A 19677-nucleotide genomic window follows, 5' to 3' on the forward strand; every position below is an offset into this window, starting at 1 on the left:
CTCTAATCTAGATACACTTGGCATCGACCACCATCGATTAAGATATCCGTCGCATTTATAAATAGAGCTTCGTCGCTGGCTAAAAATAAGGCGGTATATGCTACCTCTGTTGGATTCCCCATCCTTTTACAAGGCAAAAAGTTTTCTTGTCTCAACTTTTCTAGCTCAGGTTCTGGGAACTCATTGAAATACTTCTGAGCAATTGGTGTATCGATCAAACCTGGTGAAATGGAATTAGCTCGGATGCCTCTGTCAGCATATTCAATGCCAACGGACTTAGTCAGCCCTAGCAAACCATGCTTAGACACTGTGTAGGGTAAAGCGCCTCTGATAATTTTATGGCCATGAGTAGAAGATATGTTAACAATGTGGCCGTAAGACTGGTTTAACATTGTTGGCAATATGGCCTTAGTACAGAGCATTGCACCCTTCAGGTTGATATTTAAGCATCTTTCCCAATCAGTGAGCTCTAAACTGTTCAGGTCACTAAATACATTGACCCCAGCATTGTTGACCAAAACATCAATCCGTTTAAAGGTGGTTAAACTGGTCTCTATAGCCGCTTGCACTTGTAGTGCATCACTCACATCAACTGAAACAGGCAAAACTTTGCAGCCAAATTTATCCGTGAGTTCGTTCGCAAGTGTCTCCAATTTCTGAGCGTTCAGATCAAAAAGGATAAGATCTGCTCCATGCTCAGCAAATAGTCGTGCTATTGATTCTCCTATACCCTGTGCTGAACCAGTTATAATTGCCACTTTTTTTAGTAATCTTTGAGACATTTTTCCTCCACTTTTCAAGAGATGTGAATGCAGTCTAAACATTGAATAATCATGTAACTCGGCATCCCTAGAGTCATCAAAGCGAAGGCTGTGGCTGTAGTGCCCCAATCCACTCTATGACTCATTTGCAGTACATTATTTTAGTGTTGCTACCAGACATCAAAAATGGAGATAAAACTACTTAAAGATGGATTATCTTATTTTTAAAAGCTTAATGAACCAGAAAAAACCAAAACATACCTCGCCCTAATCAAACCTATGTAAATCTATGCAAACCTCTAAATTAATGGGGTATTCATCCGTTAATCACAATAGAGCGAGTATTATACAAAAGAAATTAGCACTTACTGAACAAAGTGAGTAGGCAGAGAAAATGGACATTATTACTTTACAAAAGCAAAAATGCTTAAACCGATAGATTGTGCAGCTATCGGTTTAAGCCATCGAAAAATAGCGATATCAGATACTGAGTAACGCTTTATATTCTGGTATCAGTTCAACCTTCTCGAACGATAGTTTACTTTTCTCACCAGATTTGAAGCTTGGTTTATGTTTGGGAGTAAATTCCTCCAGAAACTTTGCATCAGGATAAAGCGGATAAAAACGAACCACCATTTCACTTTTTGAAATGTTTGAAATAAACCCCCGCAAGCCTATCTCCCAAGGTTTATCCATCCAAAAGTGGTCTGCCGCCATATAGCCATTAATAAACGCTGCACCACGATCACCGACATAGTCGAATCTTAAAAATAGCTGGTTAAGCCCAGCCAACTTATCCGAATCAGCCGTCACAACAAAACTTTCGTCGTTCAATTTATTAACATGAACATCTAACTTTGCTTTCTCATAGCTAATATTAAAGGCACTCATTGAAGGCAAAGGCGCCTTAGTCTCGTTCAACTGTGCACCCGTAATATAGCTGGTCCCAGTTCGCTTCGGGTAAACCATGACTTGTGTTGACTCACGTCCCCGAGTCAGCACTTCCATAAAACCATCATTTTCCAAAATAACTGAATCAGAAAAAGCTAAAGTTGAGTCACCAACCCTATAGGATTGAAGAGCTAAACTGTAAGGAACAACCAATATCGTTTTACCTCCTGCGGTAAACTCAAATGGAACGTTATTCGCCCCTACAACAAATATCGACTTGCCCTTGGCAACAGTTTTTATTCCGTCACCCGTAATAGGCGTGTCTTTATCAAACTCAAATTCAGCAGGCATTCCGCTCAACGAGGTAAATACATATCTCTTCGATGTACCATCTCTCAAACTGGTTAGTGGTGTTAATGTGGCAGATTTAAGATTTACACCATCTAAATCCAAATTTATCGGAAGAATTGCTGATTCACCGACGTTCAGAGTAAAGGTTCCATTTTCCGGCAGCCGTATTTTTTCACCTTCAATTGAGGCTGTGATATTTAGGTCTTTCAGATTTTCCATCTCAGCATCATCTTGGAAATTATGCATAAAGATAAACGCACTTTTTCCCTTTACCCTAGCGGCATAACGCAAAACATCTTTGTTTTTTGGATGAATAGATGAATTGGTTTTTGGCAATACAGTTTGCATTGGCGCCAACTGCTGGCCAAATGAATCCATAAAGAAGTGCAAAAGCTTCGTACTTTGAAAGTGAGATCTAACCTGCCCGTATTCTCCAATTGGAGCTTGGAAATCGTAGTTAATTTTCGGAACGCCAGCGAGCTCTTCCCCCATAAAACGGCCTTCTTTAGAAAGCGGAGTTGAACCACCGTGATACATGTAATATCCCACACCGTTCGAGCCACTACCTAGAATACGCACCATCATAGGTAACAAACTCTCTTCAACAAAGTAGGGCCTCCGGGTATATAACGGCATGATCCCTGGTCCAATTTCTGCCGGGATAGATGGGTACAGACTTGCGTCATAACTAACAGGAGAGTAATCCGGGTTTAAATGAATATCTTTATACATAAAGAAATCTGAAGGACCTTCGGGCTCCCAGAACGGATAGGCATAACCAGCTGACACTGGAATGCTTCCTTTATCAACTATTGTCGCATTACCCCACCCGGTCGCAGTGTAATAGGGCGTTTTTATTCCATGTTTTTCCGCCAAAGCTCTCAGCGTTTTCATATGTTTTACACCGTATTCCAAATGTGGATTCACACCATCGGTAACGGTAATCTGATTAAAACTTAAACTTCGGTTTAACATGGCATTGGTGCGCTCTACTGGAGCACCCGGATAAGTTATTTCCCAGGGTGCAGCCGAATGCTGGTATTCGTTTTCTACCTGCGCACCAATAACTGGTCCACCTTCAGAAAAATAAAGTCCCTTTAGCTGTTCGCCAATTTTTGCATATAACTTATCAACAAGGTTTAGGTAACCTTCGTCATTCGAACGCACCTCAAAAGTGCGTCCATACAACCAATCAGGCATACCTCCATTACGCATTTCACCATGACAAAATGGGCCAAGTCGCACAATGACAGGTAAACCGACACGATCTGCGATACTAATAAAATGACGAAGATCCAGATTGCCGCTAAAGTCGAATTCCCCCTCTTTTGGTTCGTGTAAATTCCAAAACACATAAGTGGCGATAACATTAACCCCACCAGCTTTCATTTTACGAAGCGATTCCTCCCAAAACTCAACAGGATACCGAGAATAATGGAACTCACCCAGTACGGGCATAAACGGTTTACCATCTTTTTCTAGGTAATAACTATTAGCGTCGTAGGATGAGCCGTCTGGCGCAACACCGCCGAGATTTAAATGCCCTCTCACGATTTTTTTTGGTTTGACGTCTAAATCAATATTGTAACTTGTCGCTATTGATGAGGAGCTAACAAAAGCCATGCTACAAAGAATCAGTTTTTTTAATTTTTTCATATGACATAAATTAACTTTGAGTGGAAACATGGTGGTAAAACTCACTCACCATCAATTAGACACAGTTAATTCTTTATATTTAATTAACTGTTCCTCGGTATCTTTAATATAAGAATTTAGCTCTCGTAACATTAGTACGAGAGCTAATCAGAATTACAGTGTTTAGAAACTTGCTCTTACACCAAGCTGATAACGCGTACCCGTCATTTCAACCAGACTTACTCTATCCCTTTGCCCAAAATATTGAAGACGAGTTTCATTAGTCAAGTTTATTGCTTCTAGACCAATACTTACATTTTCGCTTAAGTTATACGAAATACTTGCGTCTAACTGGCCATAACTATCATTGAACTCAGGTTGGATACCATCGCCACTGCGGCTTAGTAAAAACTTGTCTCGCCAATTGTAAGCAAGTCGCGCTTGTAGGCTTTCATAATCGTAGAATGCAATGAAATTAAACGAGTGCTTCGCGAAACCTTCCAATCCTGAACCTGGCTCAGGAATATCAGGCTGGTTCAACAGCTCAACATCTTTATCTTTGCTGTCTGCATAGGTGTAGTTAGCCTGAATACCTAGTCCTGAAAACCAAGTCGGCAAGTAATCAAAGTTATGAAGCATACCTAGTTCAAGACCTTGAACAGTGCCACCAGCACGGTTTTCTTTTCGAGTAGAAACAAAACTAACGGTTTGACCAATATCAGCATAAGCATCTGATAGGTCAGAGCTTATATTGCCTTCCCAAGCACCAGTTTTGGTGATGGTTGAAATGAAATTAGTGATGTCCTTGTAGAAGTAAGTTGCCGTGTATGCATCGCCATTTTCTGCATAATATTCGAAAGACAGATCCAATTGAGTTGCTTTGTATGCTTTCAGGAATGGATTACCACCTCGAATTTCAACAACAGGAACGTGCCCCAACCCAGCTTCACTGACGTTACCTGATGCATCGGCTAAAGCTGGACGAGTCACAGTTTTAGCCATTGCTGTTTTAACATAGTAACCATCACCTAAATTGAGGCTTAAGTTTAAACTAGGTAAAAAATAATTCTCATCCGTCTTAAACTCTGTTAATTCTTGAGTTGAATCTGTACGGTTATAAATTAAACCTTCAGGCACATCTTGGCGCTCATCTAAATACAAGAGGTCAATTAATGTTGCGGCACCAACGGTAGAGTTGTCGACGGTCACATAGCGACCACCAACATTTCCGCTCCAAGTATAATCACCGATATCACCTTCCATATTTAATCTTAAATATGCAGCAATTTCGGTTTCATCATTGCTGTAGGTATCAGCCAGACTTGGATAAGTCGTCCACCAGTTTTCTGAGCCCGGAGGCAACAATTTTTGAGTCGCTTCACGGTATTTGTTGAAGTCCGATATCATGAGCCATTGGCGAGGGAAGTTACCAGAAATCCCACTCATAAAATTGGAGGGACTCAATGTGTAAAGAGAGTCATCTAATTTGCCTGTTTCCGCTGTCGTAGGCCAGGTGGCTCCACCACCAATCCACATAAATCCACGCCCCCAATCCGGAGAACCCGTCAAAGGATCCATCTCAGTAGCGCTCACACTTGAACTTGTAGTCCGGCTTGTATATGCGAGGCCAGACTGTAAGGATACAAATGTGTCAGAATCAAATAAATACTTGTGATTTAACTTGATTTCTCTAACTTCATCTTCAGATTTAGATTCTGAGAACCTCTGCCAAGAAGCACGAATTTTTGAAGGGTCTAATAGATCTAATCCAGTAATCGTGACATCTGGAATATCATTACGGTAATCAATAAAAATATCGTTACTCAGTAAGTTGCCGTTCTCATCACGGATATCTTGGTAACTATTTACCACATCTTGTGTGGATTGAAAGCGGGTGTAGTGAAGTGCGGTGCTACCATCACCTTCAAAATATGACTCAGCCTTGGAATATGACGCATCTAGCTCAAGTGTAAACTTGTCGCCTGTATAAACACCATTATAACCAAACAAGGTCGTCGTCATTTCTTGCTGTGAAGTGAGGACGTTCATCTCTAAATCAACATTAGCTAAATTAGCTTCTAGCAAGGTCCCGGAGTCATTTACCATCGCATAGGTATAACGTTCCTCCTGATTAGGGATCTGTAAACCACCGCCTAACTCACCTCGATTTAGCTTGGAATACATAACGTCGACCGTAGATACAAAATTATCCGAGGACTCGTATTGGAGAACAAAATTGACACCCAGACGATCTCGTTCTTCATTATTTGAATTGAAAATCGTTCTTCCCGGCCCACGAATTGCAGTTCTGTCAGACACCTGACCAGATTCATCCACAACGTCTATCGGAGAGTAATTCCAGTTTCCTGGTAAATCATAACCTGTGCCATTTAACCCAAATTGCGCCCAGTGGCTTGTGCGGTAATTATCTATTCGGTTTTGGCTTTCTTTGTAGGCCACACCTAGCAAAATACCTAATGAATCATCTAAAAAGGTATTACTCACAATGGCGCTAATTTGGCCATTTGTATCCTCACTGAGGTCCTGATAATTGGCCTTGACTGAACCAGTCGCTTTAAAGCCTGGACTATCTAAAGGTCTTGCCGTGGTCACGTTTACATACGCACCAATACTTCCAGCTGAAAGGTCGGCTGTTGGAGATTTAATTACGTCTGCACCACTGATTAATTCGGAAGGGAGTACCTGAAAATCAAAACTTCTGCCGCCGCCAACGGTGGCGGTAGTCCGATCATTTAGTTTTACCGCGTTAAACTCTGGACCAAAGCTTCTGATCGTAATCTGCGAGCCTTCGCCATTTTGCCTAGAAATCGAAACACCAGTAATTCGCTGTAATGACTCTGCAACGTTCTGATCGGGAAATTTACCAATATCTTCTGCCACAATACTGTCTTGTATTGAATCTGCGTATTGCTTCTGAAATGAAGCCTTTTGCAAACTTCCTCGAATACCTTTCACTTCGATTTTTTCAATATTTGGGTCCGCAACGTCGCTGTCTTGGGCAAAAATTGGATATGTTGAACCAGTTGCAAATATAAGCGTCAAGTAACTTGCTATTTTATTTTTTTTAAAAGTCATATTAAATCACCCCCGTCTTGAAACATTTAGCTATTAATTTAGCTACCAAACTTTTATTGAAAGTTCAGCTCCCCGTTGTTTACAGCTTCATCAACACAAGGACAGAGAATTTCCTCTGTATTTATGTTCGAATTTATGTTTTGAATCTTTCGGTATAACCAACAATTTTTTTAGTGATATTGATTGGCTCCAAAGCCTTAATGCGCGATATGTCTTTTTATTTTTTACATCGAAATGCATTCTGCCCTGATCTTGGCTGCTCAAAGCTCATAAAACTCATTAATGAGAAACCACCAACATTGATCTGTCTCACTTCCGAATCTTGCTCATTGCGCATGAATTACGTTTTGAGCTCCGCATACAGTTGTCTTCACTCTGTGACAGACCAAGATATTGCAACCGACCAGAATCTCTCTTAGTTGAATAAAACTGCGGGATATACCGTCAAGACACATTTTGGTTACATTTTAGTTGCGCTAAGGTTAAATTAGTGAGCAGCAAAAACAATGTTGATTCCTCTGAACAACAATGGATAATATTATTTTTTTCACGTCAAACCAGAATTGGGCGTTTGTTGCACCAACATGGATATCCACCTAGCTTGTTCAATCGGAGGCCATAGATGATAAACAACTCGCAGACATTAGCTGAAGGATTTCCTAGCCAAAAACTCCTCCATGTATCTTTGACCTCTATAGCGAGAATGCAGCAATTACCCCTGTGCAAAGCAATATATGTAACTGATGCAGGCTATTATCCCGAAGCTAGTAATCACAGGGTTTTGAGGGAGTCAGGCAGCAAAAACTACGTCCTAATTTTTTGCGTAGGTGGTACTGGGTATGTTTCCATTGGAGGCAAACATGAAGTCGTCGAAGAAGACCAACTGATTTTACTTCCAGCACATGTTTCACATGAATATGGTAGTCGGCCAAATGCAAGTTGGAGGCTGTATTGGGTGCACTTTAATGGAACCGAAGCAGATGATTTATATCAACACTTTAGCAATAATGGACAAAACATTACTCTTTACCTACCTCAAACCCCTCCCATAGTTAAAGCTTTTGAAACTACCATTCGATGGGTGCAGCGAGCTCAGACCGATAACGCGCTTATTGGATTAACCTGTAGTTTTGTTAATTTGCTAGGTCTAATCTCGGATGCAAAGAGGTCGAAAACGAAACAACTAAGGCAAGCAGAAGAGAGAATAAGAGCCTCGTTGATAACTATGGAACAAACATTAAAAACACCAATGACATTAGAGCAACTTGCTCAAGATGCAAAAATGTCAGTCCCGTATTACTGTGCATTATTTAAAAAATTAACTGGCTCACCTCCAATTCAGGTCTACACAAAACTGCGGATTAAAGCGGCATGCCAACTAATGACAGATACTAAAATGACCATTAAGCAAATGGCACTAGAGGTAGGATTTGAAGACGCCTACTATTTTTCAAGAGCGTTCAAAAAAGTGATGGGGATGAGCCCTAAAAGATACAAAGAGTTCTTAACTAAGTATTTAACGACCATATAAGCTAGCATGTTTAGCTTGAAGATAGTCTTTCCCTGCTCACACCTAATTCAGTAATCATTCAATAACATCAAAATGATAACTAATATAAGCTTTATATGGGCTAATCGGTGAAACCCATCGTTCTGCTGAGTAAGGCCAATTAGGTGTATCAGGATAGTTTTGAGCTTCTAAACACACTCCTTCGTATTGTGAAAAAAGCCCCATTCCAGCAACATTTTTTGCCTGATGAAGGAAGTTTGACGTGTAGAGTTGAATACCTGGCATATCTGTCTTCACTGTCATTTGCCTTCCTGAGTTTGCATGACTCAACACAGCCGAATTATCATGCTGCTTATTCAAAATGAAATTATGATTAAATCCACATGAAGATCTGATCTGAGGATGCTGGCTACCTATATCCATTCCAATTAGCTTCAATGCGGTAAAATCAAAGGCTGTACCTGATACCTCTAATATTTCTTTGGTTGGGATAAATGTTTCATCCACAGGTGTAATCGAATCAGAATTGATAAACAAATCATGGTTTAAGATGTTTCCCGAACCTGCTAAGTTAAAATATGCATGATTAGTTAAACTGACTGGAGTCATTCGATCTGAGGAAGCATGAAATGACAGCAAAAGAGTGTTGTCATGCTGTAAACAAAAACTCGCTCTGAATTGCTTATTCCCGGGAAATCCACCTTCCATGTGAGCATGTTCTACATAAAGATTCAGAACTACTCCTGTCGAAGAAACATCATGTTCTGCAAGCCATATCTTATTATGTAAGCCAGTAGTTCCACTATGTAAGCAGTGGTTCCCGTCATTACGTTCCAAAGAATATTCTTGATTATCAATGGCGAAATGAGCGTTAGCGATTCTATTGGCGACAGGCCCGATGGTTCGCCCAATAAAAGCGGTGTCTTCCAAGTAATCGTCTAACTTGGGCAAAGAAAGAACCACGTTTTCTAAGGCTCCGTGACGATCAGGAACATAGATCGCGCAAATTGTCGCTCCTAGCGATAAAATCTCAACTCGCATGCCCGACTTATTAGTCAAAACATACTTTGTTACTTCACGTCCGTGAACGGTACCAAATAATTCTGAGTGAATTCCTACACTTTCTATTTGCATTTAATTTATTGCCATCAAACTTACAGGACTGATTAATCACCAATGTTTTAGGCACTTTGTATCATTACTAAAAATTGGTCAACTTACGCGAGATAGGCAGCTTGGGCTAATTTGGCTGAAAATCGATTTGGGGCAAGACTAATCCGCAGGACTTTCTACAGAGGACTTTCGTAAAGTCCAGCTACCATCTTTATTATCAATCCAGTGAATAACATCACCGTCTTTCCATTTTAGATCGGCAAGATATTCGTCAGGTAATTTGAAAAAAGCATCCCCATCAACTGTTCTTTCAATTTCGACTTTCATTGCTGTCCCTCTCTGAAAAAAATAGAACTTGGCTTTCAGATTGCACCGCATCTCTACGCTTTTCAAGCTGCTCTATCAAAGCTGACTCTCCATATCTGTAAATGTCCGGTATATCTAGATTAACGACCTTACCCAAGAAACGCTGACCAGTGTACTTTTCAATACGTCGAACGTGCTTGTCTTCCATAACAAACACAACATCAGACCATTCAAGCAGCTCTTCACTACATAATGTTGTGCTGTTTCGCCTGCACTCCTTCTCGCTCAAACCAGCAGAGCGATAGACGTGCAGTGAGTCTTTTGCTGCAAAGTGGTCTTCTGCTGTCCGGCTTCGATTAAGATTCGATGTGCATAAAAACAGGATATTCAATTAGTTACCTCATCTTGCCACTTAAGCCCAGCTGCAAGATGCAGTAATCGCTGGGTGTCATCAAACAGCGATGAAAAGTCTCGCTCATGCAAACCCGTAGGTAGCATCAACTCGACGGTAGGGATTCGTGTCACTGGACACACATCAATATGGAGGATCTCAACAATCCCCTCACCTGCTCGGAGAGATAGGGTCTGGAACAAGCGATTTAAGATGAACACGAATTTATCGTCTACTTTCAACGAGTCATATAACATGACATTGGGGAACCGTTCAGACAGGTGTTGTTCGAGAATGGTGGCATACATGATAGAACTCCTGTGAAGCGAACAGAACGTATGGCTACAGGATGGTACAGGCTGAGTAAAAAGTCTTGGGGAGTGTCACTAAAGCTTCGGGAGTGTCACTAAAATTTTTCAAAAAGAAAATTTATCCCTAATACAATCAGTCACATAAAAACAAAAAATAATTAAAAAAACTTACAAAAATATTTCTCTCACGCACCTAACTAAAACCCACAGCCAACATCCCTAAATCCCCAACAAAACCCCCAAAGAAACTTCAAAATAGTCATTTACCATAATAGCGTATAGTACGCAGTCGCGAGAAAAGGAGGGTTTGGGGCTAAAACATGATGAGATGGTGATTTTTACAACTTAAGCTTGGCCATTAATGAGATTCGTCGCTCTCTCAACAGCCAATGGCAGTTTTTCTCTGTAATGAAGTAGCCAGTTGTGTCCGCCCAAAGCACGGTCAATCGCAGACATGGAAGTATATGTTCCAGAAAGATTATCAATCTGATTACACAGCACCAAGTCCCTCGCAGCCCAATTGATCCCTTGATGTTTGCCCGAAGACAATGCTTCTGGAAGCTGAGCGTATAACCATACTTTGTCGTGTTTATAGAGCCACATATACGCATTACACTGATGTTTAATCGCATTGCGTGATGCATCAGGAAACCGCTTCATAAAGTTTATCAGCGATGTTCGATTGCTTAGTTTCCGCTGCTGCATTAGCAGATGATGACGCCATGCTGATAAACCTGCATGCGACTGAATAATTTGCTCTACGGCTCCAACTGACAATCCAAGCTGCTGCGCAATGTCCTGTCGGTGCAGCCCTACAAAGGCCTTACGCCAAACGCTTCTTTCCATCTCTGGGGTGATAAATTGTCGTCGACGCTCTATTTGTAGTCCGTGACGCAACGCCACCGATTTTATAAAACCCACACTACAACCCAAAGCTTGTGCGCACTTACGCAACGAAAAACCCTGTTCGAGTATTTTCAGAACGACCTGTTCCTCAGGAGTTCCAATCGCTTTAGACAATTCGGTTGTTTGAGGTTGTATCTTTGGCCCCGCAAAAAATGCTTCTGGTGATTTGGTCAGGTAAGCCATTAACAGAACGTGCCTTAAATAATGCGTTGACTGGTCTCTATGCACGATACGTGGCACAAAATGAAATTTACACAACTCTGGAGGCACCACTTCTGCTTCAGGAATAAACAACTCACGCCAAAAAAGTTTCAGTGCTGTTTTCAATTGCCGCCAGCGAATTCGTCCAGAGGCAGTGATAAAACCTTTCGCATCCAACCACGCAATGTACCGCTCGGACATACTTCCTAGCGGGGTAAATTGGCTTAATAACGCATGTAATTCGACGATGTAGCGACTTAACTTGAGCGCATTGGGCTCTACTTCAAGATTGAGCGTATTGTCTACAAAGGGTAATTCGTAAGCATGGTTTAGCGCCCCTTCACCGGCTTCAACGGTAGACAGTACTCTCGCATGCACAGGACAGACAGAAACCCCATGAAGTTGATGCATGGTGTGCCAATACGCCAGCCCATACCGCGCTTTATCTTCTTCCATGCAAGCACAGCAGCACCGCAACACATTGCCAAAGCTCAACTTGCTAGCAGCCATTCGGGCTTGTTCGTAGACTGTTGATGCATTGTCCTGCGTTTCACTTTTTGCCAGCGCGAGACGCTTTTCCTTTGTGCTTAGCCCAAATGCAACGAGAGGATGTGCTGATGCTTCAAGGCGAAGGTGCTCAACGGTACTGTCTGCCAATAGCGCCAGTGATGATAAATGCCCTGGTAACAGGGCATTTATACGAACAGACTCCCGACCAAAAAGTCGATAGTTAGTGATTTTCCAAGAGCCATATGGAGATAGCAGATGGGCTCTAGCTGCCAAGCTATAACCGCATTCACCGGGTAACAGCTTGAGCTTATCCATGCATTGCCAGCTCAGGCGTTACAGCAAGAAAGTCCTCTAAAAGCAAATACACTAATGGATGTGGATGAGCTGCTACTGAACTTATTTGCGTTAAGCGCGGACTTCGCATCATCGGATGACATAGAATTCCTCTGTGTACGTTCAGATTACGAAACCATGTGCCGAGCTCGTACTCACTAAAGTGTGTCAGGAAACGTTTTTGCCATACCCCCAACAATCGCCGCTCCGCCACACTGTTTCGCTCAAGCGTCGACACCCCTGCCAACTCCCGAACACGCCTTACTAACGCTAACCGCCTATCAGGCACAATGGGGCTATGAGCTAGCCGTACACTCGCCGCTTCAATTCGCTGCATGGTATCCGTCATTGCAATAGGCTTAGCCTCAAGCCAAGCACCGCAGTCGGGGCACGCATTGTCTTTAGGTGGGACAGACTGCTCATTCAGTCGATAGTGATGCCAGCCACACTCATGACAACCACTAACAAGTACATCACCATGTACTAAACAATGAAACACGGCAGGTAGTTGATGATCTCGATGAAAGTAAGCCAGTCCAAAACGAGCTTCATTTTCGGTCACACAACTAGGACACCAACGCCAACAAGTAACGCGCGTTGACTGAACCCCACTGATGGCAGCGTGAGATTGTTTTACTTGCTGCCCAATTGGATAGTCCTGAGGTAAAAACGCTCGAAAGTAACTAACTAAACTATGTGCTGTATGAAATTCAACATCGTTTAGCTTATCCTGGACGCTGAGAATTTCCTTTTCCAGAGCCCCAAATGCATGGTGTGGCGACACACTTCGTACCGCAAGCCTCATTAGCGGTTCATCAGGGAATAAGCCTGTGGTCGAGCGCTCTAGATAATGCCAACGTGCCGGAGCTGATTGGCAATCTTCCCCTGGCAGTAAAGTTCGCCAATGACTCATTAGTCCTCTCCCAACATCGATAAAAAATTGTCAGGGGATAGCGCTGAACTTTCTTTAGTTGCATCAACTTCATGTGCTGTACGAGGTGCTTTGTTAGGCTTCAACTGCACAGTGCCAGTCAACAGTTTTGCCTTTTCTCGTTCATAGCTTTCCTGTAATTCCCGAGCAGTATCCTCTAAGACTTTTAACTTTCCTTGATCATCCTTGGAGTCTTTAGGGTTAATCATCTCCAGTAACCGCATCGGCTTTAAATCTTCATACTCCCTGTACCCCCCATGATGTAATGCAGCTATCGGACCAGACAAAGGAGCAAACTGTTTTACAAACACGTGATCTAACACGGACACGGTCAGTGTTTGTTTCGAAGCCTCAAAATAACTTAAAAAACGTAATACCGCTTGAACCAGAGATACTGCAATAGCTGGAATTCCGGCTGTTAAAGCATGCAACTTATAGCGCAATGCATCGTCACTATCACGAGGCGCAACAAATCGAACAGAATTAAATAGCGCGTAGGAGAGGTTTTTCCAAAAGCCAGATTCCACATCACAACAAGCCAACATAAGCGATCCAGCGCGAAGTGTACGACGAGTAATAGTCATCTCTTTTGCAAAAAGCTCCAAGGCTCCGAATGTACCTACAAATATCGTGGACACCCCTAGTGTATTAACTAATTCCTCCACGAACCGCATGGAGGTTTTTTCATTCGGGCCAATTTTCAGATCCTTTGGACTTAGCGCAAAATTTTGAGCCTCGTCTATCACCATTGTACCGATATGATGCTTGATAACGGCTTTACGCACTATTTGAATCAATTCATACACGCTAGCTTGGCGATTCACATAGGAATACTTCTCCCCAGTTAAAGCATCTATCTCTCCCAGAATAGCTTTTAAAAACGCTTTTTGACCGACACGATCATGATGCTCGACATACAAATATGTCACTTGAGTCAAACAACATGATTGTTGTGTTCCATCAGGCATAGGGTAAGTTGTATGCTCTATCACTTGTTCTATCTGATTCAATGCTTGCTTAACCATACTAGATTTTCCACGACCACTTAAACCCGTGATCAGGAATGTATAACTGTTTTCGAGTAAATTAAGACGCTTGATATTGATGGACTGTAATGGCTTATCTTTGTCTGCTTCAATAGCCGCTAAAATACCTTGCCAATTATCATTGAGTGGGTTGCGACCTAGGTAAGACACTTCAATGCCAAGCCGAATAGCTTCATAAATCTCCACCATTTCATCCTGAACCACATGCATACTAAGCAAGTTAAGGATTGAAGATCGAGTGTAATAGCCATGCAGATCTTCAGGTACATCACTTAGGTCTAAGCCACCTACAAAAGGGATGCCACACTGTGAGTGAATTTGCTTTTTTGATAACGGAAAACCGAGTCCTTCAACCAGAGGATTGCCTCGATGCATCGGATTGGGATGACGAATATAGTTAGCTTTAGCCATGAGGTATTTCCTCCACAGCATTGGGGTTACCAAACATGTCTGCGGCAGGGCTGACGGTGTGATTTGGCGCTGTATCTTTAATGGCACCTTCCATGCCTTTTTCAATATCTTGTTGATACTGATAATGCTGCCTATCAGCCTCGGTTTTTCGATTATCTTTGATATCAGACACAATCCCTTTAGCCAGCGATTTTTGATGCTGATTAGTACGCGCTTTAGCCATTTTCTCTAAGAAGTGTATGTCCGCATTTAAAAGCATTGAACTAATGCGAGACTGTTCTGCTGCGACAGCGTACTGGTATCTTAAGATCGCAAGACGATGATGTACTTGCTCCCAGGCCTGGTTTTTATAAGCTTCACAGCGCTCTGTCAGCTCCAGTTGATATACCGTCTTAGTTGCTTCGTCTTTATACCAAATATGATTCGTTGAGCTCTCTGAGTAACGAATCGAGATAGACTGACGACCAAAATTTTTGGACTCATCCAACAGGGGTAAACGCTCAAAATCAGTAGACGAATAATACAACCCGTTGAAACGCACCCCTAGGCTTTGCACGCTCACGCTAGCTTCTGGCAACAAACCGAACAATAACTGCTCCCGAGGCAACGTTGCAGGTGCAATGACACAGTGGCTTAAGCTGTAATTCCAAGCGTCTCGTGGGGCAAATGCCACACCATCACGCTCCATTTCGAAGGTACGATTATTAATACGTGTTGAGTGATTATTAGCGTGAAGAACACACTTAATGATTGCGCGAGTTAACTCATCGCTAGTCAAAACATTATTCCGACTCGGGTGTTGCTCATCAAATTTATTAATTTGAATGACTTTACCGTGCTCAAGCGGAGAAAATGCATTTTTTTGAACAATATCAAAACTTTTCTCTACCGTTCCTTTACACACTCCCATGTGATAAGCATTCAGATTAACAACTTCGATGCCAATTTTCCCCTTGAGTACCGCTTCCATATTTTTATCACTGTTTTCTGTCCCGCGATCCGCAGTCAACTCGCGTGGAACATGACAACATGGCCAGTCCTCGAATCGAATACTGAGTCCGAACTGCTGACAAAATGCGACTTTATCAGAACACGCATTAAGTAACGCCTGACAAGCCCCGGTCCAGTCTGGACCATGAAAAGCGATGTGCATGCCGACAATCATGCTTGTCACAACATCGACCACTAAATACAAAACTGGTCTGCCTATCGACATTAACTCATTCGAAAACTCATAGCGCACATAGACATCTAATATTGTGCTATCTATTTCATAGCGACTGGTGGCACCGCGCAAACCGTGCTTCGCACTGCCTGTTCTCGCTTTGTGATCTCGTGAATAGTTTTTCTCACCGACACGCTTTCTTAACCACGTCAATTTAGACACAATTTTATTCAGTTGACGTTTAAACGCCCTGGACGAAATAACGTGATTGTTGCCTAAAGGAAGACGAAACTCTTCCATCATCTCTTCAATCGTTGCACCTTTCGGGCGGATTGATACGCTGCCGAAAAAACGGATGAATTCTTTATATAAGTCTTCAAGTACGACCTCTTTGCGGTTGCGTAAGTGCGAACGCGCAAACTTTTCAATATCTTCAACGTCTTTTTGCGTGACATGACGATATGAATTTCCGTACTTAGTTGCAGGCCCTGGTTTGGATGAAAGATCATATGAACCGTCATCATTCAATTTAGGTAAATCAGGGAGAGAAAAGTTTTGACCACAATTGTAGTAATTGGGAATTAACGCATTTTTAATCCCCCCATCACGAAAATAGCGATTTAGCATGCTAGTTACATACTTTTTACTGCGCTGAGAAAGCTCAATCAGCTCTTGCAATAAGCCGGTTGGATCCCCGAATAAATAGCGATGTAACTTTTGAGGATCATCCACTAAAGGCTGAATCGTCTCCCAAGCTGCGTCTCGTAGCGCTAGAGGATCATACACGTCATCATTAGCTGCATTATTACTTAGTGATTTGAGCTTTTTGGCGAAAACCTTTTGTTTAAAATAGCTGTCATCTTTGAACAAAATTTCAGGGAGACTGGGTTCCAACAAAACCCATGCTTTGCTATCTTTTTTGTGATTTAAATAGGCAACATTTATTGTAAATGGTCTGCGAGGTCTGTTGCAGCTCAAGTCCGAGACAGCAATTTTGTCCGCGTCTATCGCTACGATGCGATAATTCACTTCGGGGTGCTTCGGATTTACTGAAGCGATAATCTGGTTAACAAACATAGTCCACCTCCTTCGCTACCACTGGTAACGGGCGGTTTAGATTAATCTCAGTCTTCCAGTCGAAATGCAGCACACGCTCATAAGCGAGCATCTGAAAAATGCTTTGGATTTGGTGTAACGGCAGATTGATATCATTTGCAGTGCGTTCAAGATTATTGCGCACTGTAGCTGTCGGGTAGTTTTTGAAGTTAAGCGTTAAGTGACAAAGCACTACTGATTTCAAGTCATCACTAATATCAATGTCATCGGGAGAGTCATAACATTCTCGAAAATAGCGTAAGTTGTAAGTCACTGCGGGATCAAACGACTTCTCAGTTAACTGAGTCCAAGTGATGTTATTTTGTAGGCAATAAATCCGCTCAATTTCTGCTTTAGCGTTTGTCCGCGCCACAGCTTGTGGACTAGTAATGTTTTTATCTAACGCATCAGCGTATTTAAAGTTGAAGGCATGTCTGCTCTTGTCGGTATGAATCACTAAATAATCCAGCGTCATCGTTTTCGCGGGACGGTGTCCATTAAAGTTAACCGATTCTTGATACGACGAAGGATGCTGAATGTTGAGTTCAGCAGCGAGTCTCATCGTTTCTTCGATAGGCAATGGATATTGTTCAAAAATGTTCTTAACACGACTATCGGCTTCGAAATGAAAGAACGGCTGAAGTTCACCACGACTGAGAAAATGATGTGTTCGCTGAGTTTTGTGACTATAGATAATTTGTCCTTGGCCTATCGAATGGGATTGGCGGACGGTCACCCAGGGGCGATACCCCTGTTTTTTGACTCTGGCATAGTAGCGATTGATTTTGCTTCGCTCTCTTTCAGTAATGATGGGTTGAGTGACTATCTTATTTGGCATGGTTAACCTCCTCATAGGTATTAAAAGTGAGGAGAATAGACGAACAAATAAAATTGCTCAAACGACTTAATATACTGATAATTAAAAGAATTTATTAACACGTACTAATAATTTGATGAGCTCAAAATTTAACCAATAATGAAATCAAATGCTTATAAATCAATTATTAGCAGCTATAAATATTCGATATAATAAGTTTTAATAACCCAGCGGAATAACATATAATAAATAGATATATTTATATGATTTCCAGATTGCATTTGTTCAAAAAATACACACAATTTAGACGCAATTTCTGCATGATGAGATGGGTAAATGGGGATCAAGCAAAAGCTAAAACGAAGGGGAATTCTGCAAGCGTTGTTACAGCTGTTCAGGGGGGGCTGAAAGGGACAATTTCCAAGTTAAAGCCTTAAATCTAACTCGTCAGTTTCGGATTAAAGTTGCTATGGGTTAACGCCCACCACCACCAGAAGCAATAACGGACTTATCCTATTGATAGTTAGTTAATTAAAACGAACGTCATTGCTCATTTTAAAATGCAAATTTTAGTCATTTAGTCACGTGGTTTAGGTACAGTTGATTGCTGGTCAGTGAGTGATGCTGTACTGATTTTCTGCTTTAAATTAGTTTAACTGCTTTGCAAAAAAACCACTTCCTTATGGTGCGATGGTAACAAAAAACTACAACTTGGTAAGATATCTCATTTCATTGGTAAATTTTTATGGAAAAATTTACCAATTGCATTACTATTGATTAATCAAAGTTTACCAAGAAGATTGAGTTGTGGAAAATAAATTAATTTTAAGACTGGCTGAAGCAGCATTAAGTGGAGATAAAAACTTAGGTCAAATGGCCGTAAGACAATTTTCTTCAAGAATAAGGGCTACTAACGCGAATCTATACGAACTACTTATCAATAAATTAGAAATAAACGCAACCCGAAGTTTAAATCTAAACAACAAACCTCTTCCCGTAGATGTTGATACAAGGCAATCACTCATAAAAATTGAAAACCCTGTCTCACTAGACAAGGCTCCAGTACATGCATTCAACGTAGGTGAAGCACTAGAGCAAATATTGTTAGAACGCAAATACATTAACGAATTATTAAGCGAAGGTATTTTTCCAGCTCGTTCAGTCATTTTTCAAGGTGAACCTGGAGTAGGAAAAACCATGACAGCAAGATGGCTTGCTAAAAATCTAGGGTTACCATTATTAACTCTAGATTTAGCAACAGTTATGAGTAGCTTTTTAGGCAAAACTGGCAGCAATGTAAGAGCTGTATTAGATCACGCAATGTCTACTCCTTGTGTATTACTTCTTGATGAGTTTGACGCAATAGCCAAAAGAAGAGATGACGACAGAGAACTTGGCGAACTTAAACGTCTAGTTACTGTGCTATTACAAGCAATTGATGATTGGCCGTATAGTTCACTGCTTATAGCTGCAACTAATCATGGTGAATTACTAGATCCAGCTATTTGGAGACGGTTTGACATTGAAATAACTTTTCCAATGCCTTCCGTTGAAGTAATCAATAAATACTTAATTGAATATTGGCCAGACGCTATCAAAGAAGGAAAAACAGCTGAACAATTTAGCGAAATGTCTTTCAGCAATATTGACCGAGAGTTAAGAAAAGCTAAACGTGAGAAAATCCTTTCAAGCTTCAGCATCAATAGTGATGATGCATTTTTAATCAACTATGATACCTTACTAAATCATGAGATAAATGCAGCAACTAAAGAAGAAAGAAACATGTGGATTATAAAACTGCACAAGCAGGGGAAATCTCAACGTGCTATTTCTGAGGCTTTAGGAGTAAGTAGGCCCACCATAAAAAAGATTTTAGATGAACAACTTAAAAAGTAAG

14 protein-coding genes are annotated in these 19677 nt (G+C 41.4%); 2 read left to right on the forward strand and 12 right to left on the reverse strand.

Going from position 1 to position 19677, the window contains the following annotated elements:
• Positions 1-2: 2 nt before the first annotated feature.
• The 3 genes from K0H61_RS14725 to K0H61_RS14735 all read right to left on the reverse strand — a co-directional run bounded on the left by K0H61_RS14725 (position 3) and on the right by K0H61_RS14735 (position 6734).
• Positions 3-782, reverse strand: coding sequence for an SDR family oxidoreductase (locus K0H61_RS14725; RefSeq protein ID WP_220050239.1), 780 nt, complete (start codon positions 780-782; stop codon positions 3-5).
• Between the two features lie 459 nt (positions 783-1241).
• The gene (locus K0H61_RS14730) at positions 1242-3689 is read right to left on the reverse strand and encodes a beta-galactosidase (protein ID WP_220050240.1); all 2448 of its coding nucleotides are present in this window, start codon (positions 3687-3689) and stop codon (positions 1242-1244) included.
• Between the two features lie 132 nt (positions 3690-3821).
• Positions 3822-6734 (reverse strand): TonB-dependent receptor, encoded by a 2913-nt coding sequence (locus K0H61_RS14735; protein WP_220050241.1) that lies wholly within the window; start codon positions 6732-6734, stop codon positions 3822-3824.
• Between the two features lie 622 nt (positions 6735-7356).
• Here K0H61_RS14735 and K0H61_RS14740 point away from each other — a divergent pair.
• On the forward strand, positions 7357-8265 hold the full coding sequence (locus tag K0H61_RS14740; RefSeq protein WP_220050242.1) for an AraC family transcriptional regulator: 909 nt from the start codon (positions 7357-7359) through the stop codon (positions 8263-8265).
• 54 nt (positions 8266-8319) lie between these two features.
• On the opposite strand, the gene K0H61_RS14745 is transcribed toward K0H61_RS14740, so the two are convergent.
• From K0H61_RS14745 to K0H61_RS14785, 9 genes are all read right to left on the reverse strand, one after another.
• Positions 8320-9378: an aldose epimerase family protein gene (locus K0H61_RS14745; protein WP_220050243.1), complete on the reverse strand. Its 1059-nt coding sequence runs from the start codon at positions 9376-9378 to the stop codon at positions 8320-8322.
• A 138-nt stretch (positions 9379-9516) separates the two neighbouring features.
• Entirely contained in the window at positions 9517-9684 is a 168-nt protein-coding gene (locus K0H61_RS14750; protein WP_220050244.1) for a hypothetical protein, read from the reverse strand.
• Entirely contained in the window at positions 9668-10054 is a 387-nt protein-coding gene (locus K0H61_RS14755; RefSeq protein WP_220050245.1) for a low molecular weight phosphatase family protein, read from the reverse strand. Before K0H61_RS14755 ends, K0H61_RS14750 begins: the two co-directional genes overlap by 17 nt.
• The gene (locus K0H61_RS14760; RefSeq protein ID WP_220050246.1) at positions 10051-10362 is read right to left on the reverse strand and encodes a hypothetical protein; all 312 of its coding nucleotides are present in this window, start codon (positions 10360-10362) and stop codon (positions 10051-10053) included. Before K0H61_RS14760 ends, K0H61_RS14755 begins: the two co-directional genes overlap by 4 nt.
• Before the next feature lie 348 nt (positions 10363-10710).
• The gene (locus K0H61_RS14765; protein WP_220050247.1) at positions 10711-12297 is read right to left on the reverse strand and encodes a TnsD family Tn7-like transposition protein; all 1587 of its coding nucleotides are present in this window, start codon (positions 12295-12297) and stop codon (positions 10711-10713) included.
• On the reverse strand, positions 12290-13228 hold the full coding sequence (locus K0H61_RS14770; protein WP_220050248.1) for a TniQ family protein: 939 nt from the start codon (positions 13226-13228) through the stop codon (positions 12290-12292). The genes K0H61_RS14765 and K0H61_RS14770 overlap by 8 nt, the downstream gene beginning before the upstream one ends.
• Positions 13228-14703 (reverse strand): ATP-binding protein, encoded by a 1476-nt coding sequence (locus K0H61_RS14775; RefSeq protein ID WP_220050249.1) that lies wholly within the window; start codon positions 14701-14703, stop codon positions 13228-13230. The genes K0H61_RS14770 and K0H61_RS14775 overlap by 1 nt, the downstream gene beginning before the upstream one ends.
• Positions 14696-16945: a TnsB C-terminal domain-containing protein gene (locus tag K0H61_RS14780; RefSeq protein WP_220050250.1), complete on the reverse strand. Its 2250-nt coding sequence runs from the start codon at positions 16943-16945 to the stop codon at positions 14696-14698. The genes K0H61_RS14775 and K0H61_RS14780 overlap by 8 nt, the downstream gene beginning before the upstream one ends.
• Positions 16935-17801 (reverse strand): TnsA endonuclease N-terminal domain-containing protein, encoded by an 867-nt coding sequence (locus K0H61_RS14785; protein ID WP_220050251.1) that lies wholly within the window; start codon positions 17799-17801, stop codon positions 16935-16937. Before K0H61_RS14785 ends, K0H61_RS14780 begins: the two co-directional genes overlap by 11 nt.
• 786 nt (positions 17802-18587) lie before the next feature.
• On the opposite strand from K0H61_RS14785, the gene K0H61_RS14790 reads away from it, so the two are divergent.
• Positions 18588-19676, forward strand: a complete 1089-nt coding sequence (locus K0H61_RS14790; protein ID WP_258405958.1) for an AAA family ATPase — start codon at positions 18588-18590, stop codon at positions 19674-19676.
• Position 19677 lies beyond the last annotated feature (1 nt).

The sequence above is a fragment of the Shewanella acanthi genome, assembly GCF_019457475.1.
Lineage (GTDB): Bacteria > Pseudomonadota > Gammaproteobacteria > Enterobacterales > Shewanellaceae > Shewanella > Shewanella acanthi.

Bases quoted from the DNA above. Each gene is read 5' to 3' on its own strand.
- K0H61_RS14730 (WP_220050240.1), bottom strand. From the start codon at position 3,689: ATGTTTCCACTCAAAGTTAATTTATGTCATATGAAAAAATTAAAAAAA.
- K0H61_RS14775 (WP_220050249.1), bottom strand. From the start codon at position 14,703: ATGGCTAAAGCTAACTATATTCGTCATCCCAATCCGATGCATCGAGGC.
- K0H61_RS14745 (WP_220050243.1), bottom strand. From the start codon at position 9,378: ATGCAAATAGAAAGTGTAGGAATTCACTCAGAATTATTTGGTACCGTT.
- K0H61_RS14740 (WP_220050242.1), top strand. From the start codon at position 7,357: ATGATAAACAACTCGCAGACATTAGCTGAAGGATTTCCTAGCCAAAAA.
- K0H61_RS14735 (WP_220050241.1), bottom strand. From the start codon at position 6,734: ATGACTTTTAAAAAAAATAAAATAGCAAGTTACTTGACGCTTATATTT.
- K0H61_RS14725 (WP_220050239.1), bottom strand. From the start codon at position 782: ATGTCTCAAAGATTACTAAAAAAAGTGGCAATTATAACTGGTTCAGCA.
- K0H61_RS14785 (WP_220050251.1), bottom strand. From the start codon at position 17,801: ATGCCAAATAAGATAGTCACTCAACCCATCATTACTGAAAGAGAGCGA.
- K0H61_RS14765 (WP_220050247.1), bottom strand. From the start codon at position 12,297: ATGGATAAGCTCAAGCTGTTACCCGGTGAATGCGGTTATAGCTTGGCA.
- K0H61_RS14750 (WP_220050244.1), bottom strand. From the start codon at position 9,684: ATGAAAGTCGAAATTGAAAGAACAGTTGATGGGGATGCTTTTTTCAAA.
- K0H61_RS14770 (WP_220050248.1), bottom strand. From the start codon at position 13,228: ATGAGTCATTGGCGAACTTTACTGCCAGGGGAAGATTGCCAATCAGCT.
- K0H61_RS14760 (WP_220050246.1), bottom strand. From the start codon at position 10,362: ATGTATGCCACCATTCTCGAACAACACCTGTCTGAACGGTTCCCCAAT.
- K0H61_RS14780 (WP_220050250.1), bottom strand. From the start codon at position 16,945: ATGTTTGTTAACCAGATTATCGCTTCAGTAAATCCGAAGCACCCCGAA.